This window comes from Burkholderia sp. SJZ089 (assembly GCF_007828315.1).
Classification (GTDB): domain Bacteria; phylum Pseudomonadota; class Gammaproteobacteria; order Burkholderiales; family Burkholderiaceae; genus Burkholderia; species Burkholderia gladioli.
In genome coordinates, this window is record NZ_VIUM01000012.1 from 199,820 (window position 1) to 224,644 (window position 24,825).

The 24,825-nt window shown below is 68.2% G+C and carries 24 protein-coding genes; 12 read left to right on the forward strand and 12 right to left on the reverse strand.

Going from position 1 to position 24,825, the window contains the following annotated elements; translation table 11 throughout:
• The first annotated feature begins 26 nt into the window (after nt 1-26).
• From sugE to FB600_RS22630, 6 genes are all read left to right on the forward strand, one after another.
• Entirely contained in the window at nt 27-347 is a 321-nt protein-coding gene (gene sugE, locus FB600_RS22605; protein WP_013698897.1) for a quaternary ammonium compound efflux SMR transporter SugE, read from the forward strand.
• Nucleotides 348-545: 198 nt separating this feature from the next.
• The gene (locus tag FB600_RS22610) at nt 546-1,163 is read left to right on the forward strand and encodes a DUF4126 domain-containing protein (RefSeq protein WP_098153788.1); all 618 of its coding nucleotides are present in this window, start codon (nt 546-548) and stop codon (nt 1,161-1,163) included.
• A complete protein-coding gene (locus FB600_RS22615) occupies nt 1,160-3,730 on the forward strand; it encodes an ABC transporter permease (protein WP_096750425.1) in 2,571 nt (856 codons plus the stop codon). The genes FB600_RS22610 and FB600_RS22615 overlap by 4 nt, the downstream gene beginning before the upstream one ends.
• Nucleotides 3,731-3,781: 51 nt before the next feature.
• Complete coding sequence (locus FB600_RS22620; RefSeq protein WP_096750426.1) at nt 3,782-4,195, forward strand: group II truncated hemoglobin; 414 nt, start codon at nt 3,782-3,784, stop codon at nt 4,193-4,195.
• A gap of 58 nt (nt 4,196-4,253) precedes the next feature.
• A complete protein-coding gene (locus FB600_RS22625; RefSeq protein ID WP_127841030.1) occupies nt 4,254-4,562 on the forward strand; it encodes a hypothetical protein in 309 nt (102 codons plus the stop codon).
• On the forward strand, nt 4,559-5,818 hold the full coding sequence (locus FB600_RS22630; RefSeq protein WP_096750427.1) for an MFS transporter: 1,260 nt from the start codon (nt 4,559-4,561) through the stop codon (nt 5,816-5,818). Before FB600_RS22625 ends, FB600_RS22630 begins: the two co-directional genes overlap by 4 nt.
• 112 nt (nt 5,819-5,930) lie before the next feature.
• On the opposite strand, the gene FB600_RS22635 is transcribed toward FB600_RS22630, so the two are convergent.
• From FB600_RS22635 to FB600_RS22685, 11 genes are all read right to left on the reverse strand, one after another.
• Entirely contained in the window at nt 5,931-7,802 is a 1,872-nt protein-coding gene (locus FB600_RS22635; RefSeq protein ID WP_145757371.1) for an ArnT family glycosyltransferase, read from the reverse strand.
• Between the two features lie 341 nt (nt 7,803-8,143).
• Nucleotides 8,144-8,902, reverse strand: coding sequence for an SDR family oxidoreductase (locus tag FB600_RS22640; RefSeq protein WP_145757372.1), 759 nt, complete (start codon nt 8,900-8,902; stop codon nt 8,144-8,146).
• 199 nt (nt 8,903-9,101) lie between these two features.
• Nucleotides 9,102-9,686, reverse strand: a complete 585-nt coding sequence (locus FB600_RS22645; RefSeq protein WP_145757373.1) for a TIGR00730 family Rossman fold protein — start codon at nt 9,684-9,686, stop codon at nt 9,102-9,104.
• Entirely contained in the window at nt 9,683-10,396 is a 714-nt protein-coding gene (locus tag FB600_RS22650) for a TetR/AcrR family transcriptional regulator (RefSeq protein ID WP_013698889.1), read from the reverse strand. Before FB600_RS22650 ends, FB600_RS22645 begins: the two co-directional genes overlap by 4 nt.
• Before the next feature lie 222 nt (nt 10,397-10,618).
• The gene (locus tag FB600_RS22655) at nt 10,619-11,176 is read right to left on the reverse strand and encodes a diacylglycerol kinase (protein WP_013698888.1); all 558 of its coding nucleotides are present in this window, start codon (nt 11,174-11,176) and stop codon (nt 10,619-10,621) included.
• Between the two features lie 8 nt (nt 11,177-11,184).
• Nucleotides 11,185-12,219 (reverse strand): glycosyltransferase family 4 protein, encoded by a 1,035-nt coding sequence (locus FB600_RS22660; RefSeq protein WP_098181720.1) that lies wholly within the window; start codon nt 12,217-12,219, stop codon nt 11,185-11,187.
• Nucleotides 12,220-12,262: 43 nt separating this feature from the next.
• Nucleotides 12,263-13,198, reverse strand: a complete 936-nt coding sequence (locus tag FB600_RS22665) for a UDP-2,3-diacylglucosamine diphosphatase (RefSeq protein ID WP_098153793.1) — start codon at nt 13,196-13,198, stop codon at nt 12,263-12,265.
• A gap of 294 nt (nt 13,199-13,492) precedes the next feature.
• Nucleotides 13,493-14,008 (reverse strand): RDD family protein, encoded by a 516-nt coding sequence (locus tag FB600_RS22670; protein ID WP_098153794.1) that lies wholly within the window; start codon nt 14,006-14,008, stop codon nt 13,493-13,495.
• On the reverse strand, nt 14,005-14,775 hold the full coding sequence (locus tag FB600_RS22675) for a DUF3106 domain-containing protein (RefSeq protein ID WP_036049849.1): 771 nt from the start codon (nt 14,773-14,775) through the stop codon (nt 14,005-14,007). Before FB600_RS22675 ends, FB600_RS22670 begins: the two co-directional genes overlap by 4 nt.
• A gap of 32 nt (nt 14,776-14,807) precedes the next feature.
• Nucleotides 14,808-15,233 (reverse strand): DUF3619 family protein, encoded by a 426-nt coding sequence (locus FB600_RS22680; protein ID WP_025096474.1) that lies wholly within the window; start codon nt 15,231-15,233, stop codon nt 14,808-14,810.
• The gene (locus tag FB600_RS22685; RefSeq protein WP_013698882.1) at nt 15,230-15,793 is read right to left on the reverse strand and encodes an RNA polymerase sigma factor; all 564 of its coding nucleotides are present in this window, start codon (nt 15,791-15,793) and stop codon (nt 15,230-15,232) included. Before FB600_RS22685 ends, FB600_RS22680 begins: the two co-directional genes overlap by 4 nt.
• A 346-nt stretch (nt 15,794-16,139) precedes the next feature.
• On the opposite strand from FB600_RS22685, the gene FB600_RS22690 reads away from it, so the two are divergent.
• The 6 genes from FB600_RS22690 to FB600_RS22720 all read left to right on the forward strand — a co-directional run bounded on the left by FB600_RS22690 (nt 16,140) and on the right by FB600_RS22720 (nt 23,160).
• Nucleotides 16,140-17,903 carry an acetolactate synthase 3 catalytic subunit gene (locus FB600_RS22690; protein ID WP_025096473.1) on the forward strand — a complete coding sequence of 588 codons (1,764 nt, stop codon included), beginning with the start codon at nt 16,140-16,142 and terminating at the stop codon, nt 17,901-17,903.
• Between the two features lie 118 nt (nt 17,904-18,021).
• Nucleotides 18,022-18,513: an acetolactate synthase small subunit gene (ilvN, locus tag FB600_RS22695; protein ID WP_013698880.1), complete on the forward strand. Its 492-nt coding sequence runs from the start codon at nt 18,022-18,024 to the stop codon at nt 18,511-18,513.
• Nucleotides 18,514-18,605: 92 nt separating this feature from the next.
• On the forward strand, nt 18,606-19,622 hold the full coding sequence (gene ilvC / locus FB600_RS22700) for a ketol-acid reductoisomerase (protein ID WP_013698879.1): 1,017 nt from the start codon (nt 18,606-18,608) through the stop codon (nt 19,620-19,622).
• A 119-nt stretch (nt 19,623-19,741) separates the two neighbouring features.
• Entirely contained in the window at nt 19,742-20,386 is a 645-nt protein-coding gene (locus tag FB600_RS22705) for a phosphatidylserine decarboxylase (RefSeq protein WP_013698878.1), read from the forward strand.
• 15 nt (nt 20,387-20,401) lie between these two features.
• Nucleotides 20,402-21,271, forward strand: a complete 870-nt coding sequence (pssA, locus tag FB600_RS22710) for a CDP-diacylglycerol--serine O-phosphatidyltransferase (protein ID WP_013698877.1) — start codon at nt 20,402-20,404, stop codon at nt 21,269-21,271.
• A gap of 347 nt (nt 21,272-21,618) precedes the next feature.
• Nucleotides 21,619-23,160 (forward strand): 2-isopropylmalate synthase, encoded by a 1,542-nt coding sequence (locus FB600_RS22720; RefSeq protein ID WP_013698876.1) that lies wholly within the window; start codon nt 21,619-21,621, stop codon nt 23,158-23,160.
• Between the two features lie 94 nt (nt 23,161-23,254).
• Here the strand turns inward: FB600_RS22720 and FB600_RS22725 are convergent, their stop codons facing one another.
• A complete protein-coding gene (locus FB600_RS22725; protein ID WP_227743038.1) occupies nt 23,255-24,790 on the reverse strand; it encodes a SulP family inorganic anion transporter in 1,536 nt (511 codons plus the stop codon).
• Nucleotides 24,791-24,825: the final 35 nt, after the last annotated feature.

Below are 24,825 nucleotides of genomic sequence, written 5' to 3' on the forward strand. Positions count from 1 at the left end.
CCGTCCTTCCCAGTGGAGTTATCCCCATGTCCTGGATCCTGCTTTTCATCGCCGGTCTTCTCGAAATCGCCTGGGCCGCCGGCATGAAGTCGTCCGAAGGTTTCACGCGGCTCTGGCCGTCGGTCTTCACCATCGTTACCGCGATCGGCAGCTTCGTGCTGCTCGCCGTGGCCATGCGCCAGTTGCCGCTCGGCACCGCCTACGCGGTGTGGACCGGCATCGGCGTGGTTGGTGCCTTCATCTTCGGGGTGCTGCTGATGGGCGAGGCCGTCACCTTCGCGCGCGTGGCGAGCGCCTCGCTGATCGTGATCGGGCTGATCGGCCTGAAGCTGTCCTCGGCCGCCTGAGTTCCTGCCCGCGCCGGCGCCGTTGCGCGCCGGGCACGGCCTCGGGCGGTTCCCGAGCGGCGCGTGCTGCGCCGCGTCTATAATGCAGGAACATTCTCTCGGAAATACGCCGCCGGCCGCCCGTCCGGGCGCCGGCGGCGCTTCCGTTCAGCCGGCCGCCGCGCCGGCAGGCGCGTACCACGCGCAAGGAGACCGCACATGGTCGAGGCCATTTCGCTCGGCGCGGGGCTCGCCTGGGCGAGCGGGCTGCGCCTCTATCTGACGGTACTGATCGCCGGCGTGCTGGCGCGTACCGGCCTCGTGCACCTGCCCGACACGCTGACGGTGCTGATGTCTCCCTGGGTGATCGGCACCGCCGCCGTGCTGGCGATCGCCGAATTCCTCGCCGACAAGATCCCCGCCTTCGATTCGCTCTGGGACGCGATCCATACCTTCATCCGGATTCCGGCCGGCGCCGTGCTGGCCGCCGGCGCGCTCGGCCATGCCGATCCCGCCATGCTGGCGGTGGCGGGCCTCGCCGGCGGCACCCTGGCCGGCTCGGCCCATGTCGCGAAGGCCGGCACGCGCGCGCTGATCAATCTCTCGCCCGAGCCGATCTCGAACTGGATCGCCTCGGCCACCGAGGACGGCCTGGTATTCGCGGGCCTCGCGCTGGCCTTCTTCGTGCCGCTGCTGTTCCTGCTGCTGATGGTCGGCTTCGTCGCCTTCGCCGCCTGGGCGCTGCCCCGGCTCTGGCGCGGCGTGTCGGGCGGGTTCCGCGGCATGGCGCACCAGATGGTGTCGCGTTTCAATTCACTCGGAGGCAAGCGGGATTGACCAAGCAGCATGAAGCAGGGCGCGCCGCGCGCGGCGCGCGTCTCACGCCGGGCGAACTGGTACGGCAATCGATCCGGATGACGATGCGCGACTGGCGCTCGGGCGAGTTGACCCTGCTCGTGCTGGCGCTGGTGCTGGCGGTCGCCGCGCTGACCAGCGTCGGTTTCCTGTCCGACCGGCTGCGCCAGGGGCTCGAACGCGATGCGCGCCAGATGCTCGGCGCCGATTTCGTGGTGCGCGCCGATCATCCCGTCGATCCGTCCTTCGCCGCCGCCGCGCGCGCCGACGGCCTCGCCACCGCCTCCACGGCGATCTTCCCCAGCATGGTCGGCGGCACCGGCGCGAACGCGCCGTCGCGGCTGGCGGCCGTGAAGGCCGTGTCGGGCAGCTATCCGTTGCGCGGGCGGGTCGAGATCGCGGGTACCGCGAGCGCGCCGGGGCGCCCGGCCGAGTCGATCCCCGCGCCCGGCACCGTGTGGGCCGATCCGGCGCTGCTCGACGCGCTGCACCTGAAGGTCGGCGACGCGGTGCGCGTCGGCCAGCGCACGTTCACCATCTCGGCGGCGATCACGCGCGAACTCGATCGCGGCTTCTCCTTCGTCAATTTCTCGCCGCGCCTGATGCTGCGCGAGGACGAGCTCGCCTCGACCGGGCTGGTCGGCTATGGCAGCCGCGTGACCTATCGCCTGCTGGTGGCGGGCCCCGACGCGGCGGTGGCGCGCTTCGCCGAGTTCGCGCACCAGCGCGTGGACGGCGGCAAGCTGCGCGGCGTCGCGCTCGAATCGCTGCAGGAAGGGCAGCCGCAGGTGCGCGAGACGCTCGATCGCGCGCGTCACTTCCTGACCCTGGTGTCGCTGCTCACGGCGCTGCTGTCGGCGGTGGCGATCGCGATGGCCGCGCAGCGCTACATGCGCCGCCATCTCGACGGCTGCGCGGCGATGCGCTGCCTCGGCACCAGCCAGCGCACGCTGGCCGGGCTGTTTACGCTCGAATTCATCGCGCTCGGCCTGGGCTCGGGCCTGCTGGGCGCGGCGCTCGGCTACGCGGGCCACCTCGCCTTGCTGGCCGCGCTGGGCAGCCTGATCGACGTGGTGCTGCCGCAGCCTGGTATCGTGCCCGCGCTGGTCGGTATCGGCGCGGGTCTGGTGTTGTTGCTCGGTTTCGCGCTGCCGCCGCTGATGCCGCTCACGCGCGTGCCGCCGGTGCGCGTGCTGCGTCGCGAGTGGGGCGAGGCGGGCCGCAGCGCCTGGCTCGGCTACGCGCTCGGCGTGCTGCTGTTCGCGGCGCTGCTGGTGGCGGCGGCCGGCAACCTGCGGCTCGGCCTGATCGTCGCGGGCGGCTTCGCCGGCGCGCTGGTGCTGTTCGCGGCGCTGGCGCGCGCCACCTTGTGGCTGGCCGCGCGCGCGGTGCGCGACGCGCGGGTCGGCGCCGGGCTCGGCTGGCGTTATGCGATCGCCTCGCTGCACCGGCGCGGCGGCGCCAGCGCGCTGCAGATCACCGCGCTCTCGCTCGGCCTGATGTGCCTGCTGCTGATCTCGATCACGCGCGACGACCTGGTCGCCGGCTGGCGCAAGTCCACGCCGCCCGATGCGCCGAACCAGTTCCTGATCGACATCCAGCCCGACCAGCGGCCCGACGTGGTGCGCTATCTCGCCTCGCACGGCATCGACGACGCGCCGCTGCAGCCGATGGTGCGCGGCCGCCTGATCGCGATCGACGGCAAGGCGGTGAATCCCGACAGCTATCCCGATGCGAACGCGCGCCGGCTGGTCGACCGCGAATTCAATCTCTCGTACACGACCCAACTGCCCGACGACAATCGCGTGGTCGAGGGCCGCTGGTTCAGCGATTCGCCCAAGCCGCAGATCTCGATCGAGGCGGGGCTGGCCAAGACGCTCGGCGTGAAGCTCGGCGACACGCTGCGCTTCGACGTCACCGGCCTGACCGTCGACGCGCCCGTCACCAGCATCCGCAAGCTCGACTGGGGCACCTTCCGCGTCAACTTCTTCGTGCTGATGCCGCCGGCCGCGCTGCAGGATTTCCCGGCCATGTACATCACCAGCTTCCACCTGCCGCCCGGGCGCGCGCGCCTGATCGACGGCCTGATCGCGCGCCAGCCCGGCATCACGGCGATCGACGTGGCGCCGATCCTGGCGCAGATTGAGCGCGTGCTGCTGCAGGTGGTGGGTGCGGTGCAACTGCTGTTCGGCTTCACGCTGGCCGCCGGCATCCTGGTGCTGTACACCGCGCTGGCCGGCAGCCGCGACGAGCGCGCACGCGAGGCCGCGCTGCTGCGCGCGCTGGGCGCCTCGCGCCAGCAGGTGGGGGCGGTGCAGCGCGCCGAGTTCGTGATCGTCGGCACGCTGGCCGGCGTGTGCGCGGCGGCCGGCGCGCTGGCGATCGGCTCGGTGCTGGCCACCCTGGTGTTCCAGTTCGAGCTGGCGCTCAATCCCTGGGTGGTGCCGGCTGGTATCGCGGCGGGCATCGTCTGCGCGGGCGCGGCCGGCTGGTGGAGCCTGCGCGCGGTGCTGTCGCGCCCGGCGCTGCGCACCCTGCGCGACGCCTGAGCGCGGCGACTGCGGTATCGTTGCGCTTTTCCGTGGATCGAGTATCGAGGCATGACTGACGATGCAAGCGACGAGGACGCGCAATCGAAACCGAGCGCGTTCGATCTGGTGGGCGGCGAGGCGCGGGTGCGCGAGCTGATCGACCGTTTCTACGACCTGATGGACCTGGAGCCCGAGTTCGCGGGCATCCGCGCGCTGCACCCGGCCTCGCTCGAGGGCTCGCGCGACAAGACCTTCTGGTTCCTGTGCGGCTGGCTGGGCGGCCCCGATCATTACGTGAGCCGCTTCGGCCATCCGCGGCTGCGCGCGCGGCACCTGCCGTTCCCGATCGGCAGCTCGGAGCGTGACCAGTGGCTGCGCTGCATGGCCTGGGCGATGGAGGACATCGGCCTGGACCTGCCGCTGCGCGAGCGCCTGATGCGTTCGTTCTACGACACGGCCGACTGGATGATCAACCGCCGCTGAGCCGCGCGACGCGATCGAGGAGACAGCCCATGCACGAGCCGGTGCATGGGCTTTTTTCATGCATCCGTCCCTCGATGTTTTCTTTGACAAACGCTCTTACGATATATATCTTTCGATATGTTTTTCGATATCCAGGCGCGAGGGGCAGGCTTGCCGCCATCCCGAGCTCGACCGAATGTCGGCGAAATCTGGACGCTTCGGCCGCAAGATAGACGCGATGCGTCGCGCCGCGCGGGATATCGAGGCGCGCGTCGCCGGCGGTTCCCGCCGCCATGCACGGCCGCCCGAACGAGGATCGACGATCAACCCCGAAACGCGTGGCGCTGGTGCCGCGCGTTTTTCCGATGGAGCGCAAGCAATCCAATGACAATCACGCTCAACCCGCTGCGCGAACGCACCCTGCTGTGGCTGCTGGCGCTCACGCAGTTCACCGTCATCATGGACTTCATGGTGATGATGCCGCTCGGCCCGCAGATCATGCATGCCTTCGCTATCACGCCGGCGCAGTTCGCCTCGGCCGTTTCGGCGTATTCGCTGTGCTCGGGGCTGTCCGGCCTGTTCGCGGCCACCTATATCGACCGCTTCGACCGGCGCCGCCTGCTGCAGGCGACCTACGCGCTGTTCGCGCTCTCGAACCTGGCCTGCGCGCTCGCCGGCAATTTCCACCTGCTGCTGCTGGCGCGGGCCTTCGCGGGGCTCACCGGCGGCGTGCTCGGCGCGATCGTGATGGCGATCGTCAGCGACGTGATCCCGGTGGCGCGCCGCGGCGCGGCCACCGGCGTGATCATGACCGCCTTCTCGATGGCCGCGATCGGCGGCGTGCCGGCCGGCGTGCTGCTGGGCGCGCACTTCAGCTGGAGCGCGCCGTTCCTGCTGCTGGTGGTGCTGTCGGTGGCGATCTGGCTGGCCGGCACGCGCGTGGTGCCGCCGCTGGCCGAGCATGTCGGGCAGCCCACGCCGCTGTCGCGGATCCTGCCGCAGCTGTTCAGCCTGCTCAGCCTGCCGCGCCACCTGAAGGCCTTCGCGCTGACCTTCGTGATGATGTCCGGCCACATGCTGGTGATCCCCTTCATCTCGCCGATGCTGGTGGCCAATCACGGCGTGCAGCCGCAGCAGTTGTCCTGGCTCTACATGGCGGGCGGCGCGGCCACCTTGCTCACCTCGCGCTGGATCGGCCGGCTCTCCGATCGCTACGGCAAGCGCCAGATGTTCCGCGTGACGGCGGTGGTGTCGATGCTGCCGGTGCTGCTCGTCACGCACCTGCCGGCCATGCCCTTCGTGGTGCTGATCGCCTTCTTCGGCTTCTTCATGGTGGCGATGTCGGGCCGGATGGTGCCGATGCAGGCCCTGCTCACCACCGTGCCGGAGCCCGCGCGGCGCGGCGCCTTCCTCAGCGCGAACAGCGCCGTGCAGGCGCTGGGCATGGGGATCGGCGCCTGGGTCGGCGGGCTGCTGCTGGCGAACGGGCCGAACGGCACGATCGTCGGTTACGGCTCCAACGGCTGGCTGGCGGTGGTCATGACGCTGATCACCATCGTCTGGGTCGCGCACGTGAAGGGTTCGGGGCACGACACGCCGATGCCGGCCGGGCCGCAGCCTGCCGCGGCGGTGGCCGAATCCTGAGCATCGAGGGCGTGCCGGGCGATCGGGCATGAGCGCCCGGCAAGCATGACGACAAAGGGCGCCACGTTCATCACGTGGCGCCCTTTGTCATGGCGCAGGCGGTGCAAGCGGTTCAGCGGCCCGGCGTGTCGGCCGGCGTGCGCACGTAGACGCGCAGCAGCTCGTCGTCGTCCCCTGGGCGCGCGCCCTGCCAATACGGCTCCCACTCGTCGCCGAGCTTCGGCGCGACCGAGCGCGGGCTCTGCACGATCAGCCAGGTGCAGTTCGTCTGGTTCGGATCGGTGACGGGGCGGTGCTCGATGTCGGCGAAATAACGCAGCATCGGGGCCTCCGATTCGCCGAGCCCGAGGCTCGCCATGCAGTCGCCCTCGTTCCATTGCTTGGCCAGGCTGCGGTCGAGGTCGACGAACACCGAGCGATAGCTCTTCGCCGCGTCGAGCCAGGGCAGCAGCAGGGTGAAGATCAGGCCCCAGACCAGCACCACGCCGGCGGCCCAGGACAGCGCGCCGCGCCACTTGCCGGTCGAACGCAGCCAGGGCAGCAGCCAGACCCAGCCGAGGGTCAGCGCCAGGCCGGCGAAGGCGAAGGGCAGTTGCAGCGGCGTGGTCCAGTCGAGCGGCAGCCAGCGGCCGAGCCAGCGGATCGGCTCGCGCGAGGCGTGATACGAGGTAACGATCGACCAGACATACCAGGCGTAGATCGCCACCGCGCCGAATATCAGCCGGCTGGCGTAATCCCAGCATTGCGCGAGGCGGCGCGGCAGGCGCTCGACGGCGTCGGCCGCGAGCAGCGCGAGCGGCGCGATGAAGGGCAGGATGTAGAGCTGTCGCGAGGTGGCCGACATCTGCAGCACCATCATGCCGATCCCGCCGAACAGGGTGGGCAGCGCCACCGCGGGTTCGCGCCAGGCGCGCCAGCGCCCGGCCGCGAGCGCGTAGGCGGCCAGCGGCCCGACCGGGAAGCCGACCGTCAGCAGCGCGCGCCAGATGAACAGCGGCTTGTCGTTCTCGGCGCCGAGCTCGGCCACCGAGAAGCCGAAGAAGCGCCCCACGTTGTTGTCCCAGAACCAGGTCATGAACAGCGTTTCCGAGCGCATCAGCAGCGCGATCGGCCAGATCAGCGCGAACGGCGCGAGCACCAGGCCCGCGATGCCGAGCGAGCGAAAGAAGGCGCGGCCGCGGCAGGCCGGATACAGCAGCATCACGGCGGCGAGCGTCGCGCCGAACACCAGCGGCACGAACAGGCCCTTGGCCATCAGCGCCATGCCCACCCCCAGGCCGAAGCCGGGCGCCGCGAAGCGGCTCGCGCGACGGCGCATGACTGCTTCGCCGACCAGCTCGAGCAACGAGGCGAAGGCTATCGCGGCGCCGGCCATCAGCGCCACGTCGGTCATCATGTCGTGGACGTGCTTGACCACCACCAGGGTGCCCGCGCAAAGCGCGAGCGGGCCGAGCACCTTGAGGTCCAGCCAGCGCGGCGCACCGCTGGCGATGCGCGCGGCGCGGGCGGTGAAGCCGAAGGCGAGCGCGGCGAACAGCGCGCTGGCCAGGCGCGCCGCGTCGTGCAGCGGCAGGTAGCGGCCGAACAGCCAGGCCAGCGTGGCGGCGGTCCAGTCGTAGAGCGGCGGCTTCTCCATGAAGGGCTGGCCGGCGTTGCTCGGCACCACCAGGTCGCCGGTGTCGAGCATGTGCTGGATGATGCCGAAGGTATAGGTCTCGTCCTGCTTCCACGGATCGTGGCCGACGATGCCGGGCAGCAGGTAGGCGCAGGCGATCGCGATGGCCAGCGCCCAGACGCGCCAGCCGGCCTGCGCGAACGCGGCGGGCCAGCCGGGCGCGTCCGCGGCGGTATTGGACCAGGGCAGCCTCAGGCTCGGCGCGGCGTGGCGGCCGGCGCCCGACGAGCTGTCCTGGGGCTGGACGGCATGACGAATCGGGGGGCGCGCGGACGAGCGCGGGCCGCCGGGAGTGGAAGGTCCCTGCATCGAAAAACGTCTCAGAAGTCGGTTGTTCGACCGGCTGCCTGGCTCGGTCGATTGTCGTGCCGTGAGGAAGGCGGGATGGCGGTGCGAGCCGCGATGGTCGCTAGTAGACCATGTTTTTATTACGGCTTGTTACGAAAACTGTCGCCCGAATGTGCGATTTTTTCGCGCATGTGCTGTTTTGTGATTTGTACGTTTGCGCTGTCGTTTTCGCGACACAGGCGGGAGCGGTGGCAGTCTACGCGCCGGGCGGGGTCGCCCGTCGGTCATGGCGACAGGCGCGAGCGGCGAGGCGCGCCGGCGCCGATCCTGGCCGCGCCTGCGCTCACCGGCAAATCAAGCCCTCAACGTCCGCCGCCGACGTCGACCAGGGTGCCCGTCACGTAGGACGCGGCATCGCCGAGCAGCCAGGCGATCGCCTCGGCCACCTCGTCGGCGCGGCCCGGGCGGCCGATCGGCGTCTGCGCGCCAAGCCGCGCCGCGCGATCGGGCTGGCCGCCGCTGGCATGGATCTCGGTGTCGATCAGGCCGGGCCGCACGGCGTTGACGCGCACGCCGTGCGGCGCGAGCTCCTTGGCCAGGCCCAGCGTGAGCGTGTCGACGGCGCCCTTGGAGCCGGCGTAGTCGACATATTCGTTCGGCGAGCCGAGCCGCGCGGCCAGCGAGGAGACATTGACGATCGCGCCGCCGCGGCCGCCGCGATCGGTCGGCAGGCGCCGCGCCGCCTCGCGCGCGCAGAGGTAGGCGCCCAGCACGTTGACCTCGAACATGCGCGTGAGGCGCGTCAGCGCCATCTCGGCGAGCGGTTGCGGCGCGGCGACGATGCCGGCGTTGTTGACCAGCGCGTCGAGCGGGCCGAGTTCGCGCTCGACGTGATCGAACATGGCGATCACCTCGGCTTCGACGGCCACGTCGCCGCGCACGGTGGTGACGCGCGCGCCGCCGGCGCGCAACGCGCCGGCCAGCGCTTCGGCCGCCGCGGCGTCGCGCGCGTAGTTGATGCCGACGGCCCAGCCGCGCGCGGCGAGCAGGCGCGCGGTGGCGGCGCCGATACCGCGGCTCGCGCCGGTGACGAGGACGACCTTGCTGTTCGATGCGGACATGACGAAGCGACTCCCGGTGAATGAGGGCTGAGGGGGACGATGGCGAGGGCGAACGAAGGGACGGCGCGCTGGCGCTGCGTCACGCGAGGCCACCAAGGGGAAGACGATACCGGCCGGCGCGAGACCGCGCCAGCCGGCATGGCGATGACGCGAAGGGGAAACGCGAGGATGGCCGGGGCGGCTTGCCCGGCCGGAAGACTCAGGGCGCCTCGCCTACCGGCGTCCACTTGTCGCGCGTGGGCGGCTGGTAGCGGCGCAATTGATCGAGCAGGCCTGCGGGGTTCGCGTCGATGCAGAGCGACTCCACGTAACTGCCCGCCATGAAGCCTTCCTCGACGGTATGCCGCAGCATCGTGACGAGCGGGTCGTAGAAGCCCTCGACGTTGAGCAGGGCCACCGGCTTGCGGTGATAACCGAGCTGGGCCCAGGTATAGACCTCGAAGAACTCCTCGAGCGTGCCGGCGCCGCCGGGCATCGCGACGAAGGCCTCGCTGAGGTCGGCCATCATCTTCTTGCGGTGATGCATGTCGGGCACCACGTGCAGCTCGGTCAGGCCGTGATGGCCGACTTCCTTGTCGACCAGCAGCTTGGGGATCACGCCGATCGCGCTGCCGCCGGCGGCCAGCACCGCGTCGGCGATGATGCCCATCAGGCCGACCCGGCCGCCGCCATAGACCAGCGTCAGGCCGGCCTGCGCCAGCGCCTGGCCGAAGGCGCGCGAGGCCTCGGCATAGACGCCGCGCGTGCCCGCCGAGGAGCCGCAGTAGACACAGACCGACTTCATGATTTCGCGTCCTTGGGCGCGCCGCGAGGCGGCAGGTAGTCGTGGAATTCGCGCTTGGGCAGCTTGCCGGAAACCAGATCGTCGAAGATCTGCCGCGAGCGGCCGCGCAGGTACGGCGCCATCACCGAGATCACGTGCATGCTGACCTGATGCAGCTCGTCGCGGATCGCGTCCTGGTCGTTGTACTTGCGCGGGTGCATCACGTACTGGTACGAGAGCCAGTAGGTGGAGATCACCGCCATGTTGGTGGCGATCACCTCGATCTCGGCCGGCGTGGCCACCAGCTCCTCGTCGGACACCAGCAGCTCGCACATCTCGCGCGCGAAGCGCACCTTGTGGCTGATGATCTGCTTGAAGTGGGTTTCCAGCGTGCGGTTGCGCGCCAGCAGGTCGTTCAGGTCGCGATACAGGAACCGGTAGGTCCACATGAAATCGGCCATGTACTGCAGGTAGGACCAGGTCTCGTCGATGGTCGGACGATGGTCCTCGGGGAAGCGCAGTCGCCGTTCGATCTGCTGCTCGAACTGGGCGAAGATGCTGTTGATGATGTCGTCCTTGTTGCGGAAATGGTAGTACAGGTTGCCTGGACTGATTTCCATTTCCTCGGCGATCGTGGTGGTGGTCACGTTCGGCTCGCCGATCTCGTTGAATAGCTTCAACGACAGCTCGAGGATCCGTTCACGCGTGCGGCGGGGAGGTTTCGCTTCCATGTGTCGTCCGGCCCTGAATGTGCCGGACTGGCGGGCGCTGCATGAGGATGCTGCGTAGTTGTCCGGCTCGGGTTAGCTGTTTTCGAGACTATCGGCCGATTATAAACGGTCGTTCGCTTTCTCGGCGCTTTTCGTCGCACGAGCGGAACAATGGGAAAAGCACGCGCCCATCGTTGCTGGCGCGGAACGAATCGGCAAGGATCGGCGCGCGTCGATGAAGAATCAGTGGCCGAGCCAGCGCGACACCACCGGCCAGAGGATGAAGCCCCAGGTGGTCAGGCAGGCGCCGAGCGCGACCGTGACGGCCGCGCTGCCGAGGTCCTTGGCGCGTTTCGAGAGCTCGTGGCGCTCCAGCGAAATCCGGTCGATTGCCGCTTCCACGCTGGAGTTCAGCAGTTCGACGATCAGCACCAGCAGCACCGAGCCGATCAGCAGCGCATGTGAAACCGCGTCGACCGGCATGAACAGGCCGACTGGCACGAGGATCGCGGCGAGCGTCAATTCCTGGCGGAACGCGCTCTCCTCGCGGATCGCCACGCGAAAGCCGTTGACCGAATGCTTGAGCGCGTACCAGGCGCGCGTGAGCCCGCGATTGCCCTTGTAGGGGTTCGGCGGCAGCGGCGCGAGCGGGTCGTCGGTGCCGAGCGGCTCGTGATGCTCGTGCCCGTCGTGCGCATCGTGGGAATCGTTATCGGCATGCGGATCGCGCGCGAACGCGGCGGCGTTCAGCGCGGGACGGCGCAGCGGCGACGGGGACGGAGCGGGCGCTTTCGCGCGCATGGCAGGTTTCAAACGGCGGCGCCTCGAGGTTGGGAGCTGGCGGTGTTCGGCAGCGGCTTCAGGTGCGAGGCGAACTGCTCGGAGGCGGCGCGCCACGAGAAGCGCTCGGCCCATTCGCGCGCGGTGGCGCGATCGATCTTCAGCGCTTCCAGGCAGGCCTCGCGCAGGTCCTCGTTCATCGCGCCGGCGTGACCGCCGCCGAGCACGTCGACCGGGCCCGTCACCGGATAGGCCGCCACCGGCGTGCCGCAGGCGAGCGCCTCGAGCAGCACCAGGCCGAAGGTGTCGGTCTTGCTGGGGAACACGAACACGTCGGCCGCCGCGTAGACCTTGGCGAGCTCCGCCTGCGACAGCACGCCAAGATAATTCGCCTCAGGATAGCGTGATTTCAGCTCGGCCAGCGCGGGGCCTTCGCCCGCCACCCACTTCGAGCCGGGCAGGTCGAGCTTCAGGAAGGCCTCGACGTTCTTCTCGATCGCCACGCGCCCCACGTAGAGGAAGATCGGGCGCGCGGTGTTCAGCACCTTCGATTCCATCGGCTCGAAGATGTCGAGGTCGACGCCGCGGGTCCACAGCACCACGTTGTCGAAGCCGAAGGATTCCAGGTCCTGCTTGACCACCGGGGTGGGCGCCATCACCGCCAGCGAGGCGCCGTGGAACCAGCGCAGGAAGCGGTAGGTGGCCGACAGCGGGATGCCGAAGCGCGCCTGCACGTATTCGGGAAAACGCGTGTGATAGGCGGTGGTGAAGGGCAGCTTGTGGGCGCGCGCGTAGCGGCGCGCGGCCATGCCGAGCGGGCCTTCGGTGGCGATGTGCAGCGCGTCGGGCGCGAACGCGTCGATGCGCGCGCGCAGCTTGCGGTACGGGAACAGCGAGAGGCGGATCTCGGGATACGTCGGGCAGGGGATGGTGCGGAATTCCAGCGGCGTGAGCAGCTCGACGCGATGGCCGAGCGCGCTCAGCTCGCGCGAGGTGCTCTTCAGGGTACGCACGACGCCGTTGACTTGCGGCTCCCACGCATCGGTGACGATCATGATCTTCATGCAGGCATTCCTGTAGGGTGCGGGACGCGGGACAGCAGGGGGCTCACGCGGTGGCCTTCGCCTTGCGCGAGGTGGTGACGGGCGGCGACTGCATCACCGTCCAGTAGACGATCTTCAGCTCGCCCTCCATGGTCTCGACCAGCGCCGACAGGCTCTCCACCCAGTCGCCGTCGTTGCAGTACAGCACGCCGTCGATGTCGCGGATCTCGGCCTTGTGGATATGGCCGCACACCACGCCGTCGCAGCCGCGGCGGCGCGCCTCGTCGGTCATCACGTTCTCGAACGAGGAGATGAAGTTCACCGCGTTCTTGACCTGGTGCTTCAGGTACTGCGACAGCGACCAGTACTGGAAGCCGAGCCGGCTGCGGATCCGGTTGAACCAGCGGTTCAGCACCAGGATCAGCGTGTAGGCGGTGTCGCCCAGGTAGGCGAGCCACTTGGCATGCTGGATCACGCCGTCGAACAGGTCGCCGTGGACGATCCAGAGGCGCTTGCCCCCCAGCGTGGTGTGGAAGGCCTCGCCGCGCACCTGGATGTCGCCGAAGGCGAGGTCGCAGAACTGGCGCGCCGCCTCGTCGTGGTTGCCGGGGATGTAGATCACCTGGGTGCCCTTGCGCGCCTTGCGCAGGATCTTCTGCACCACGTCGTTGTGCGCCTGCGGCCAATACCAGCCCTTGCGCAACTGCCAGCCGTCGATGATGTCGCCGACCAGGTACAGGTACTCGGAATCGTTGTGGCGCAGGAAGTCGAGCAGGTAGGGCGCCTGGCAGCCGCTGGTGCCGAGATGGATGTCGGACAGCCAGATGGTGCGGTAGCGATGCGCGGGTCCGTCGGATTCGTCGTGATGGCCGGCGCTGGCGCTGGCCGGTGGCGGCAGGCTCGCGTCACCGCCGGCCGGGCCGGAAAGGAACGTCGAGGCTGCCGCGCGGGCGCCGGCCGGGTCGTGGAAGAAGGTAGTCGCGGACGTTTTGAGGCCCATGCGTGACTCGCGCCGGTTGGGATAACCGGCATTGCGCCATGCGAGGATGACTGTGCCATGACAGTCACGGGACGTTCTTATTACGTTCTTTCGGCGCGGGAAACGATGGCGCCGACAGGCCCGCCGGGCATGGATGAGGCGTGATCGCCCGAGCTCCGGCGAGCCTGATGCGCCGATGCGACAATGGCGCGGCAGCGCCGCGCGACAGGCTGGCAAGCGATCAAGGATCGGAGGATTGCGGTCGGCCGCGACGGTATTTCGGCCCGGCGAACCGGCGTGGCGGGAGGCCGGCGTTCAGCGCGGCTGCGCCACCACGCGCGTGCCCGCGAGACGGTCGTGCGGGAATTGGCGGGCCGGATCGAGCCGCGCGGCGAGCGCCCACAGCACCGCCCAGGCGGCCGTCACGGCAAGGGTGGCCGGCACCGGCAACTGCAGCAGCGGATGCAGGGCGAGCGGCGGCAGGAACCACAGCCAGCCGAGCAGGTAGCGCAGGATCGCGCGTGGTGCCGAGAGCGGGGCGCCGTCGGCGGCCACCAGCCTGAGGCGCCAGGTCTTCATCGGCAGCGTCTGTCCGCCGTGCGTCCAGAACCACACGAAATAGGCGCCGACCACCAGGGCGATCCAGGCGGCGAGCAGGCGATGGTGGACCAGGCCGTTGCGTTGCTGGAACACCAGCGCGAAGGCCAGCGCGGCGAAGAACACGATGCCGAACAGCAGCACGCCTTCGTAGAGCAGGGCGGCCAGGCGGCGGCCCACGCCCGGGCGGGGGCCGGCCGGTTCGATGGGGGAGGCGGCCGGCGCGTGACTCACGAGCCCTTGAAGATCGACGGCGCGTCGGCCGGCGAGACCGGCAGCGGCGCGGGCGGCTGGACCGTGCCGGAGGCGGCCGTGGTCGGCACCGCGGCGCTGGCGCCCGCTTCGGCGGGCGGGGTCGTCAGCGGCGTGAGCGGTTTGGCGGGCGCGTTGGCCGGGTGGTCGTGCGCGTTGACCAGGCGATTGATGTCGCGGTCGCTCTTGCCCGAGGGCGGCGCGCTGACCACGGTCGGCCGGCGACGGCGCTCGGCGGCGGCCAGCTTGGCCTTCTGCTCGGGCGACAGCTTCTGGTAGTCCTTCCAGGCGCGTTCGCGGGCCTGCGCGGGCAGGTCCTGCGAGGCCTGGTAGTTCTCGCGCGCGACGCGCCGTTCCTCGGCCGTCATGTTGGCCCACTGGGTCATCCGCTCATGCAAGCGTTTCTGCTCTTCGGGCGACATCTTCGGGAATCGTGCGGCGATCCGCAGCCACTTGCGCTTGCGCGCATCGCTGAAGCCGTCCCATTGGCGTTCGAAGGGCGCCAGCGCCTCGTGTTGCTGCGCGCTCAGGCGCGCCCAGGACAGCGGGCTGGCGGGCGCCAGCGTCGGAAATGCATTGGGCAGGGACAGGCTGACGGCGGGCTGGGCGGGCGGCGTGGTGCCGGAGGCCGCCACCGGCGCGGCGGCGATCGGCGCCGGGGTCTCGAAAAAACGGGGGTAGGTGGCCGCGTAGGCAACCACGAGCGCGATCACGCTCCCGAAAAATATCGCCAGTCCCCGTTTCTGCATCGCCCCGTGCGTCCTTCTCTCTCTGGTCGCGCTCAGCGCGTGTGTGACAGGTATGCGTTGAACCCGTGGTCGAGGTACGCGTTGAGCGGCAGGTTGTCGTTCAGCATCGCGGCGTCGATGTCCGCGAGCTCGGCCGTGTGCTCGAGGTTTTCCCAGTAGGCGATGCCGACGATGCCGGCCAGCAGCACCACCAGCGGCACCGCGCGCAGGATCCGGCGCGTGAGCGACACCGGCCGCGGGGCCGGACCGCGCACCAGGCCGAAGCTGCCGGTGCCGCCGCCCGCGAGGGCGGGCACCAGCACGATGGCGGCATCGGGTTTCTTGCGCGCGAGCGCGGCCCGACGCGCGGCGGCCAGCCGGTCGGCGGCCGACGGGGGCAGCTCGGCCGCGCGTTCGTCCAGCGCGCGGCGAATCTTGAGGGCGAATTCCAGTTCTTTGAGTTCGGGAGCGGAGCTCATAGCGTGATTCCTTTGGCCTTGAGCGCTTGTGCCAATGCGTGCGTGGCCCGTGAGCAATGCGTCTTGACGCTGCCTTCGGAGCAGCCCATGGCAGCGGCTGTTTCGGCGACATCCATATCTTCCCAGTAACGCATCAGGAATGCTTCCCGTTGACGCGCCGGAAGCTTGCGGATTTCGTCGTCGATCAGCGACAGCACCTGCTCCCGCTCCAGGCGCGATTCGCTGCTCTCGATGCCGCTGCCGTTGTCGGCCGTGTCGAGCGTCTCGAGCGGATCGAAGTCGTCGTCATCGGCGCCGCCGAGCGAGGAAAACAGGCTCACCCAGGTGTTGCGGACCTTCTGGCGGCGGAAGTAGTCGTGGATCGCGTTCTGCAGGATCCGCTGGAAAAGCAGGGGCAGTTCGGCGGCCGGGCGGTCGCCGTATTTCTCGGCGAGCCGGATCATCGCGTCCTGCACGATGTCGAGCGAGGCGTCGTCGTCGCGAACCGCGTAGGCGGCCTGCTTGAACGCGCGCCTTTCGACGCCCGCCAGAAAGTCGGCGAGTTCCTTGTCTGATGCCATTCCGTGAAAAGGTCTGCGCTCGAGGGGCCTGGAAGGACGAAAAATTCTGTAAACGGGGCGGATGCTAACAAATTTTCGTGCCGCCCGGCATCCCGGGTGCCGCCACGAGGGCGCGCGGGATGGCGCCAGCCTGTGGTTTTATGATCAGCCTCCCGGCGGCAGGGATTTTTTTCTTGACCACTTGACTTCGCCAAGATATCGTCACCGGTTCGCAACATAAGTGATGGTCTCAATTGAGGCTGGCCCAAGAAGCCAGCTCGTCAACTGGACGCGCCGCTTGAACCCGAGCCACAAGTTCGGCAGAGAGCACCCGATCAATTTTTTGCCGAAAATTCGAAAGGTCGATATGAACATGCCCAGCGCGGAATTCTCCACGTCGGAACCTATTTCTGCCCCCTCGAGCGATTCGATCGGCGGTACCGTGCTGATGAAGGCACTGGCCGACGAGAACGTCGAATTCATCTGGGGCTATCCCGGCGGCTCGGTCCTCTACATCTACGACGAACTCTACAAGCAGGAAAAGATCCAGCACGTGCTGGTGCGCCATGAACAGGCGGCCGTGCATGCGGCGGATGCCTATGCGCGCGCGACCGGCAACGTCGGCGTCTGCCTGGTGACCTCCGGCCCGGGCGTGACCAATGCCGTGACCGGCATCGCCACAGCCTACATGGATTCGATCCCGCTGGTGGTGATCAGCGGCCAGGTGCCGACGGCCGCCATCGGCCAGGACGCATTCCAGGAATGCGACACGGTCGGCATCACGCGCCCCTGCGTCAAGCACAACTTTCTCGTGAAGGACGTCCGCGACCTCGCGGAAACGGTCAAGAAGGCGTTCTTCATCGCCCGCACCGGCCGTCCCGGCCCCGTGCTGATCGACATCCCGAAGGACGTCTCCAAGACGCCCTGCGAATACGTGCCGGTCAAGAGCGTCGCGCTGCGCTCCTACAACCCGGTCACCAAGGGCCATTCGGGCCAGATCCGCAAGGCCGTGTCGCTGCTGCTGACGGCCAAGCGCCCGTACATCTACACGGGCGGCGGCATCATCCTGGCCGATGCCTCGCGCGAGCTGAACCAGTTCGCCGACCTGCTCGGCTACCCGGTCACCAACACGCTGATGGGCCTGGGCGGCTACCGCGCCTCGGATCCCAAGTTCCTCGGCATGCTCGGCATGCACGGCACCTACGAAGCGAACATGGCGATGCAGCACTGCGACGTGCTGATCGCGATCGGCGCGCGTTTCGACGACCGCGTGATCGGCGACCCGGCCCACTTCGCCTCGCGTCCGCGCAAGATCATCCACATCGACATCGATCCGTCCTCGATCAGCAAGCGCGTCAAGGTCGACATCCCGATCGTCGGCGACGTCAAGGAAGTGCTCAAGGAACTGATCGAGCAGCTGCAGACGGCCGAGCACGGCCCCGACACCGAGGCGCTCGCGCAATGGTGGAAGGACATCGAGAGCTGGCGCGCCAAGGACTGCCTGAAGTACGACCGCGAGAGCGAGATCATCAAGCCGCAGCACGTGGTCGAGACGCTCTGGAAGCTCACCGGCGGCAATGCCTTCGTCTGCTCGGACGTCGGCCAGCACCAGATGTGGGCCGCGCAGTTCTACCGCTTCGACAAGCCGCGCCGCTGGATCAACTCGGGCGGCCTCGGCACCATGGGCTTCGGCCTGCCGGCGGCGATGGGCGTCAAGATGGCCCATCCCGACGACGACGTGGTCTGCATCACGGGCGAGGGCTCGATCCAGATGTGCATCCAGGAGCTGTCGACCTGCAAGCAGTACGACACGCCCGTCAAGATCATCTCGCTCAACAACCGCTACCTCGGCATGGTCCGCCAGTGGCAGCAGATCGAATACAGCAAGCGCTATTCCCATTCCTACATGGACGCGCTGCCCGATTTCGTGAAGCTGGCGGAGGCGTTCGGCCACGTCGGGATGCGCATCGAAAAGTCGTCCGATGTGGAGCCGGCGCTCAAGGAAGCGCTGCGTCTCAAGGATCGCACCGTGTTTCTCGACTTCCAGACCGATCCGACCGAAAACGTCTGGCCGATGGTCCAGGCCGGCAAGGGCATCACGGAGATGCTGCTCGGATCGGAAGATCTGTAACGGCGTGCCCGCGCGCCGCGCGCTCGGCGCCCGCTTCCACGAGGAGCGGGCCGCGCCGGGCGGCGCGCGGCAGGCATTCGAACTGGATTAGTCGAGACATCATCGGGAAGAAGCGAACATGAGACACATCATCTCCGTGCTGCTGGAAAACGAACCAGGCGCGCTCTCGCGCGTGGTCGGCCTGTTTTCGGCACGCGGCTACAACATTGAAACCTTGACGGTGGCACCGACCGAAGACAATTCGCTGTCGCGGCTGACCATCGTCTCCATTGGCTCGGACGACGTGATCGAACAGATCACGAAGCATCTGAACCGCCTGATCGAGGTGGTGAAAGTGGTGGACCTGACCGACGGTGCCCACATCGAACGAGAGCTGATGCTGATCAAGGTGCGAGCGGTCGGCAAGGAACGCGAAGAAATGAAGCGGATGGCGGACATTTTCCGCGGCCGCATCATCGACGTTACCGAAAAGACCTACACAATCGAATTGACGGGCGCGAGCGACAAGCTCGACGCATTCATCCAGGGGCTGGACGCGGGGGCGATTCTCGAAACCGTGCGCACCGGCAGCTCGGGCATCGGTCGCGGCGAGCGCATCCTGAAGGTCTGATGCGGCCGTATCGAACGAAGCCGGCGGCGCCGTCATGCCCCGGTAGCCTTACTCATTGAACGAACTCACTGCATTTAGCGAAAGGAATCATCATGAAAGTTTTCTACGACAAGGACGCTGACCTCTCCCTCATCAAGGGCAAGCAAGTCACCATCATCGGCTACGGCTCGCAAGGCCACGCCCACGCGCTGAACCTGAAGGAAAGCGGCGTGAACGTGACGGTCGGCCTGCGCAAGGGTGGCGCGTCGTGGAGCAAGGCCGAGAACGCCGGCCTGACGGTCAAGGAAGTCGCCGAGGCGGTGAAGGGCGCCGACGTGGTCATGATGCTGCTGCCCGACGAGCAGATCGCCGAGGTCTACGCCAAGGAAGTGCACGCCAACATCAAGCAGGGCGCGGCGCTGGCCTTCGCCCACGGCTTCAACGTCCACTACGGCCAGGTGATCCCGCGCGCCGATCTGGACGTCATCATGATCGCTCCGAAGGCCCCGGGCCACACGGTGCGCGGCACCTACTCGCAAGGTGGCGGCGTGCCGCACCTGATCGCGGTCGCCCAGGACAAGTCGGGCGCGGCGCGTGACGTGGCCCTGTCGTACGCGGCAGCCAACGGCGGCGGCCGTGCCGGCATCATCGAGACGAACTTCCGCGAAGAGACCGAAACCGACCTGTTCGGCGAGCAGGCCGTGCTGTGCGGCGGTACCGTCGACCTGATCAAGGCCGGTTTCGAAACCCTGGTCGAGGCCGGCTACGCGCCGGAAATGGCCTACTTCGAGTGCCTGCACGAGCTCAAGCTGATCGTCGACCTGATCTATGAAGGCGGCATCGCCAACATGAACTACTCGATCTCGAACAACGCCGAGTACGGCGAATACGTGACGGGCCCGCGCATCGTCACGGAAGAGACCAAGAAGGCCATGAAGGCGGTCCTGACCGACATCCAGACCGGCGAATACGCCAAGAGCTTCATCCTGGAGAACAAGGCCGGCGCCCCGACGCTGCAATCGCGTCGCCGCCTGACGGCCGAGCACCAGATCGAGCAGGTCGGCTCGAAGCTGCGCGCGATGATGCCCTGGATCGCCAAGAACAAGCTGGTCGACCAGTCGAAGAACTAAGCGTTCGCTGAGCGACGGCCCCGATTTTCCGGGGTCGGCAACGAAAAGCCGCCCGAAGGCCGCAGTGCCGAGGGCGGCTTTTGTTATGCTACGTCCTTTGCAATTCACCGAATCACACCATGAACTACCCTCATCCGATCATCGCGCGCGAAGGCTGGCCGTTCATCGCGATCGCTGCCGTCATCGCGCTGTTGATCCATGCAGTCGCGGGTTTCGGCCTGGCCTGGCCGTTCTGGCTGTTGCTCGTCTTCGTGGTGCAGTTCTTCCGCGATCCGGCCCGGCCGATCCCGACCGAGGCCAACGCGGTGCTGTGCCCGGCCGACGGGCGCATCGTCGCGGTGGAAACCGCGCACGATCCCTACGCGAACCGCGAGGCGCTCAAGATCAGCGTGTTCATGAACGTGTTCAACGTTCACTCGCAGCGCTCGCCGGTCGACGGCGCGATCACCAAGGTCGAATACTTCCCGGGCGCGTTCCTGAACGCGGCGATCGACAAGGCCTCGACCGAGAACGAGCGCAACGCGGTGGTGATCCACACCGGCAGCAACCATATCGTCACCTCGGTGCAGATCGCCGGGCTGGTGGCGCGGCGCATTCTCTGCTATGTGCGCAACGGCGAGCCGCTCACGCGCGGCCAGCGCTACGGCTTCATCCGCTTCGGTTCGCGCGTGGACGTGTACCTGCCGATCGGCAGCCGCGCCCGCGTCTCGATCGGCGAAAAGGTGTCCGCATCGTCGACGATTCTTGCTGAATTGCCGCAGTAAGCGGCAGGAGGCTCGATGGCTGCATTCAAACCGCGTCGGTCGCGCAACGGCAAGTCCCTGCCGCGCTCGTTCCGGCACAACAAGGTGCTCGGCGCCGACAATTCGTCGGTCGAGCCGCGCCGCGCCGCGCGCCAGCAGTTCCTGCGCACCCGCGGCATCTACCTGCTGCCCAATGCCTTCACCACCGCCGCGCTGTTCTGCGGCTTCTTCGCGGTGGTGCAGGCGATGAACGTGCGCTTCGAGATCGCCGCGATCGCGATCTTCGTGGCGATGGTGCTCGACGGCATGGACGGCCGCGTGGCGCGCATGACGCACACCCAGAGCGCCTTCGGCGAGCAGTTCGACAGCCTGTCCGACATGGTCTCGTTCGGCGTGGCGCCGGCCCTGGTGATGTACGAATGGGTGCTCAAGGACCTGGGCCGCTGGGGGTGGCTGGCCGCCTTCGTCTACTGCTCGGGCGCCGCGCTGCGCCTGGCGCGCTTCAACACCAATATCGGCGTGGTCGACAAGCGCTTCTTCCAGGGCTTGCCGAGCCCGGCCGCGGCCGCGCTGATCGCCGGCTTCGTGTGGCTGGCCACCGACAACCGCGTGCCGCTCAAGCTCGGCTGGCTGCCCTGGGTGGCCTTCGTGCTGACCATCTATGCCGGCGTGACCATGGTGTCGAACGCGCCGTTCTACAGCGGCAAGGCGCTCGATGTGCGGCACCGCGTGCCGTTCGCGGCGATCCTGCTGGTGGTGGTGGCCTTCGTGCTGGTGTCCTCCGATCCGCCGCTGATGCTGTTCGGCCTGTTCGTGCTGTATGGCCTGTCGGGCTATGTGTTCTGGGGCTACATGGCGATCCGCGGCCGTGCCAATCCGGCCCGCTCGTCCCAGCGCGAGCACTGAGGGCGAGCCTCGCATCATTCGCGAACCAGCCCCATTTCGGTGCAAGACGGCGACCCTGATCCGGTCGCCGTTTTTTCGTCCGGAGCCGGCTCGGCGGGGCAGGTCAGGTTCCGGGTGCAGTCCGATTGCACGTGTTACGGAATGCCGCTATATTCCTCCGCATGACCGCATTTCTCCGCCTCTCCCTCCTTCAAGCCGGTGCGCCCCTATGCGCACTAGCGCTAGCGCGCCTGCCGCGCTGACCGTCTTCGCCCTCCGTCAAGCCTCGTCTGTTGTTGAGCGTCGCCAGCGGTGGCGCGAACTCCATCGTTTCTGCCGTACCCACAAGATCCCCCTGGAGCCTCCCCATGACAGACAAGCTGATCATTTTCGACACGACCTTGCGTGACGGCGAACAATCGCCCGGCGCGTCGATGACGAAGGAAGAAAAGATCCGTATCGCCAAGCAGCTCGAACGGATGAAGGTCGACGTGATCGAAGCCGGTTTCGCGGCCAGCTCGAACGGCGATTTCGACGCGATCCACACCATCGCCGGGCTGATCAAGGACAGCACGATCTGCTCGCTGGCACGCGCCAACGACAAGGACATCCAGCGCGCCGCCGATGCGCTGAAGCCCGCCAACAGCTTCCGGATCCACACCTTCATCGCCACCTCCCCGCTGCACATGGAGAAGAAGCTGCGCATGACGCCGGACCAGGTGTTCGAGCAGGCGCGGCTGGCGGTGCGTTTCGCGCGCAAGTTCACCGACAACGTCGAGTTCTCGCCGGAAGACGGCAGCCGCTCCGACATGGACTTCCTCTGCCGCGTGCTGGAAGCCGTGATCGCCGAGGGCGCGACCACCATCAACATCGCCGACACGGTCGGCTACGGCGTGCCGGAGCTGTACGGCAACCTGGTCAAGACGCTGCGCGAGCGGATCCCGAACTCGGACAAGGCGATCTTCTCGGTGCACTGCCACAACGATCTCGGCATGGCCGTGGCCAACTCGCTGGCCGGCGTGCAGATCGGCGGCGCGCGCCAGGTCGAGTGCACCATCAACGGTCTCGGCGAGCGCGCCGGCAATACCTCGCTCGAGGAGATCGTGATGGCGGTGAAGACGCGCAAGGACTATTTCGGTCTCGACGTCGGCCTGGACACCACGCAGATCGTGCCGGCCTCGAAGCTGGTCTCGCAGATCACCGGCTTCGTGGTGCAGCCGAACAAGGCGGTGGTGGGCGCCAACGCCTTCGCGCATGCCTCGGGCATCCACCAGGACGGCGTGCTGAAGGCGCGCGACACCTACGAGATCATGCGCGCGGAAGACGTGGGCTGGACCGCCAACAAGATCGTGCTGGGCAAGCTCTCGGGCCGCAACGCCTTCAAGCAGCGCCTGCAGGAGCTGGGCGTCTCGCTCGACAGCGAAACCGAGCTGAACGCGGCCTTCATGCGCTTCAAGGACCTGGCCGACCGCAAGGCCGAGATCTTCGACGAGGACATCATCGCGATCGTGTCGGAGGAGGCTGCGGTGGTCGAGCGCGAGCACTACAAGTTCGTGTCGCTGTCGCAGCGCTCGGAAACCGGCGAGCAGCCGCAGGCCAAGGTGGTGTTCTCGATCGACGGCGGCGAGGTGACCGGCGAGGCTCGCGGCAACGGCCCCGTCGATGCGACGCTGAACGCGATCGAGACGGAAGTTGGCAGCGGCTCGGAGCTGCTGCTGTACTCGGTCAACGCGATCACCACCGGCACCCAGGCGCAGGGCGAGGTGACCGTGCGCCTGTCCAAGAGCGGGCGCATCGTCAACGGCGTCGGCACCGACCCGGACATCGTCGCGGCCTCGGCCAAGGCCTACCTGTCGGCGCTCAACAAGCTGCACTCGGACGTCGACAAGCTCAACCCGCAACGCTCCTGAGCCCGATCGGCCGGCTTGCCCGGCCGTTGATCGGCAATGAAACGCCCCGCGCGGCCCGAAGGCCGGCGGGGCGTTTTGCCGTTGCGGGCCGCGCTTATTGCGCGCTGGGGCTGCGCAGCATCGAGATCGACCAGCGCCTGGCCGCGGCGCGCGTGGGCTGCCGGTAGTCGACCAGGATCTCGCGTGCCTGCGCATCGGCCATGAAGGCGTCGATCAGCTCGCGCACGTCGTGGTCGATGTAGTCGGCGCGCGTCGCGTCGATGATCACGATCGAACGATCCGGGATCTGCCGCAGGTAGTGCTTGACCTGCACCTTGCCGAGGAAGGACACGTCCTTGCGGAAGGTCAGCAGGTAGTGATCGTCGTGGCGGGCCAGCGTGGCCGGGCTGCGCAGGTTGGCGAAGGCCACCGCCAGCACGCTGCACACGATGCCCAGCGCGATCCCGGCCAGCAGGTCGATGGCCAGCACGCCGGCAACGGTCGCCGCGAAGGGCAGGAAGGCGGCCGGCCCCTGTTGCGCGACGGCCTTGAACAGCGCCGGCTTGGCGAGCTTGAAGCCGGTGTGGATCAGGATCGCGGCGAGCGTGGCGAGCGGGATCAGGTTGATCAGCTCGGTCAGCAGGAACACGCTGACCAGCAGCAGCGCGCCATGCACCACCGCCGAGAGGCGGCTTTGCGCGCCGGCGTTGACGTTGACCGAGCTGCGCACGATCACCGAGGTGATCGGCAGGCCGCCGAAGGCGCCCGCCACCAGGTTGCCGACGCCCTGGGCCTTCAGCTCGCGGTTCGGCATCGGCGGGCGGCGCTTCGGGTCGATCTGCTCGACCGCCTCGAGCGAGAGCAGGGTCTCGAGGCTGGCGACGATCGCCAGCGTGATGGCGACGCGCCAGACATCGGGGTTCCAGAGCTGGGCGTAGTGCGGGCCGAGCTCGACGCTCTTGAGCGCGCCGCCGAGCGAGGCCAGCGAGTCGAGCGCGGGCAGCGCCACGCGATGCTCGGCCGGCGGCGCCAGCGCGGGCAGCAGGGCGCCCAGCACCAGCGTGGCGCCGATGCCGAGCACCACCACGATCAGCGGCGCCGGAACGTTGCGCACCAGCGCGAAGCGGCGCAGCGCCTTCGAATCCCAGGCCACCAGCAGGGCCAGCGAGACGATCGCGATCAGCGCGGCGCCGATCGCATGGGCGCTGAACGCGGCGGTGCCGCCGTGCAGGCCGAGCGCGAAGGGCACCTGCTTGATGATCAGCAGCAGGCCGATCGCGGCCAGCATGCCCTTGATCACGGGCGAGGGCACGTAGGCGGCCAACTGGCCCGCGCGCAGCATGCCGAAACCGAGCTGCAGCAGGCCCGACAAGACCACCGCCAGCAGGAAGGCGGGGAAGCTGCCGAGTTGGGCGATGCCGTCGACGACGATCACCACCAGGCCGGCGGCGGGGCCGCTCACCGACAACGGCGAGCCGCTCAGGAAGGCGACCACCAGGCCGCCGACGATGCCCGAGATCAGGCCCGCGAAGGGCTCGACGCCGGAGGCGTTGGCGATGCCCAGGCATAGCGGCAGCGCGACCAGGAACACGACGGTGCCGGCGACGAAGTCGCGCGGAAACGTGGAGAAGGCGTTGCGTAAATTCATGATGGGGTTCGAGGCGGGGCGTTGGGGAGCGTGCTGCG

Excerpts from the sequence above, each read along its gene's own strand:
- FB600_RS22690 (WP_025096473.1), top strand. The coding sequence starts at position 16,140 with ATGAACATGCCCAGCGCGGAATTCTCCACGTCGGAACCTATTTCTGCC.
- FB600_RS22680 (WP_025096474.1), bottom strand. The coding sequence starts at position 15,233 with ATGAGCTCCGCTCCCGAACTCAAAGAACTGGAATTCGCCCTCAAGATT.
- FB600_RS22620 (WP_096750426.1), top strand. The coding sequence starts at position 3,782 with ATGACTGACGATGCAAGCGACGAGGACGCGCAATCGAAACCGAGCGCG.
- FB600_RS22675 (WP_036049849.1), bottom strand. The coding sequence starts at position 14,775 with ATGCAGAAACGGGGACTGGCGATATTTTTCGGGAGCGTGATCGCGCTC.
- FB600_RS22625 (WP_127841030.1), top strand. The coding sequence starts at position 4,254 with ATGCATCCGTCCCTCGATGTTTTCTTTGACAAACGCTCTTACGATATA.
- FB600_RS22630 (WP_096750427.1), top strand. The coding sequence starts at position 4,559 with ATGACAATCACGCTCAACCCGCTGCGCGAACGCACCCTGCTGTGGCTG.
- FB600_RS22635 (WP_145757371.1), bottom strand. The coding sequence starts at position 7,802 with ATGCAGGGACCTTCCACTCCCGGCGGCCCGCGCTCGTCCGCGCGCCCC.
- FB600_RS22640 (WP_145757372.1), bottom strand. The coding sequence starts at position 8,902 with ATGTCCGCATCGAACAGCAAGGTCGTCCTCGTCACCGGCGCGAGCCGC.
- ilvN (WP_013698880.1), top strand. The coding sequence starts at position 18,022 with ATGAGACACATCATCTCCGTGCTGCTGGAAAACGAACCAGGCGCGCTC.
- FB600_RS22650 (WP_013698889.1), bottom strand. The coding sequence starts at position 10,396 with ATGGAAGCGAAACCTCCCCGCCGCACGCGTGAACGGATCCTCGAGCTG.
- FB600_RS22705 (WP_013698878.1), top strand. The coding sequence starts at position 19,742 with ATGAACTACCCTCATCCGATCATCGCGCGCGAAGGCTGGCCGTTCATC.
- ilvC (WP_013698879.1), top strand. The coding sequence starts at position 18,606 with ATGAAAGTTTTCTACGACAAGGACGCTGACCTCTCCCTCATCAAGGGC.
- FB600_RS22610 (WP_098153788.1), top strand. The coding sequence starts at position 546 with ATGGTCGAGGCCATTTCGCTCGGCGCGGGGCTCGCCTGGGCGAGCGGG.
- FB600_RS22685 (WP_013698882.1), bottom strand. The coding sequence starts at position 15,793 with ATGGCATCAGACAAGGAACTCGCCGACTTTCTGGCGGGCGTCGAAAGG.
- FB600_RS22660 (WP_098181720.1), bottom strand. The coding sequence starts at position 12,219 with ATGAAGATCATGATCGTCACCGATGCGTGGGAGCCGCAAGTCAACGGC.
- FB600_RS22665 (WP_098153793.1), bottom strand. The coding sequence starts at position 13,198 with ATGGGCCTCAAAACGTCCGCGACTACCTTCTTCCACGACCCGGCCGGC.
- sugE (WP_013698897.1), top strand. The coding sequence starts at position 27 with ATGTCCTGGATCCTGCTTTTCATCGCCGGTCTTCTCGAAATCGCCTGG.
- FB600_RS22720 (WP_013698876.1), top strand. The coding sequence starts at position 21,619 with ATGACAGACAAGCTGATCATTTTCGACACGACCTTGCGTGACGGCGAA.
- pssA (WP_013698877.1), top strand. The coding sequence starts at position 20,402 with ATGGCTGCATTCAAACCGCGTCGGTCGCGCAACGGCAAGTCCCTGCCG.
- FB600_RS22655 (WP_013698888.1), bottom strand. The coding sequence starts at position 11,176 with ATGCGCGCGAAAGCGCCCGCTCCGTCCCCGTCGCCGCTGCGCCGTCCC.
- FB600_RS22645 (WP_145757373.1), bottom strand. The coding sequence starts at position 9,686 with ATGAAGTCGGTCTGTGTCTACTGCGGCTCCTCGGCGGGCACGCGCGGC.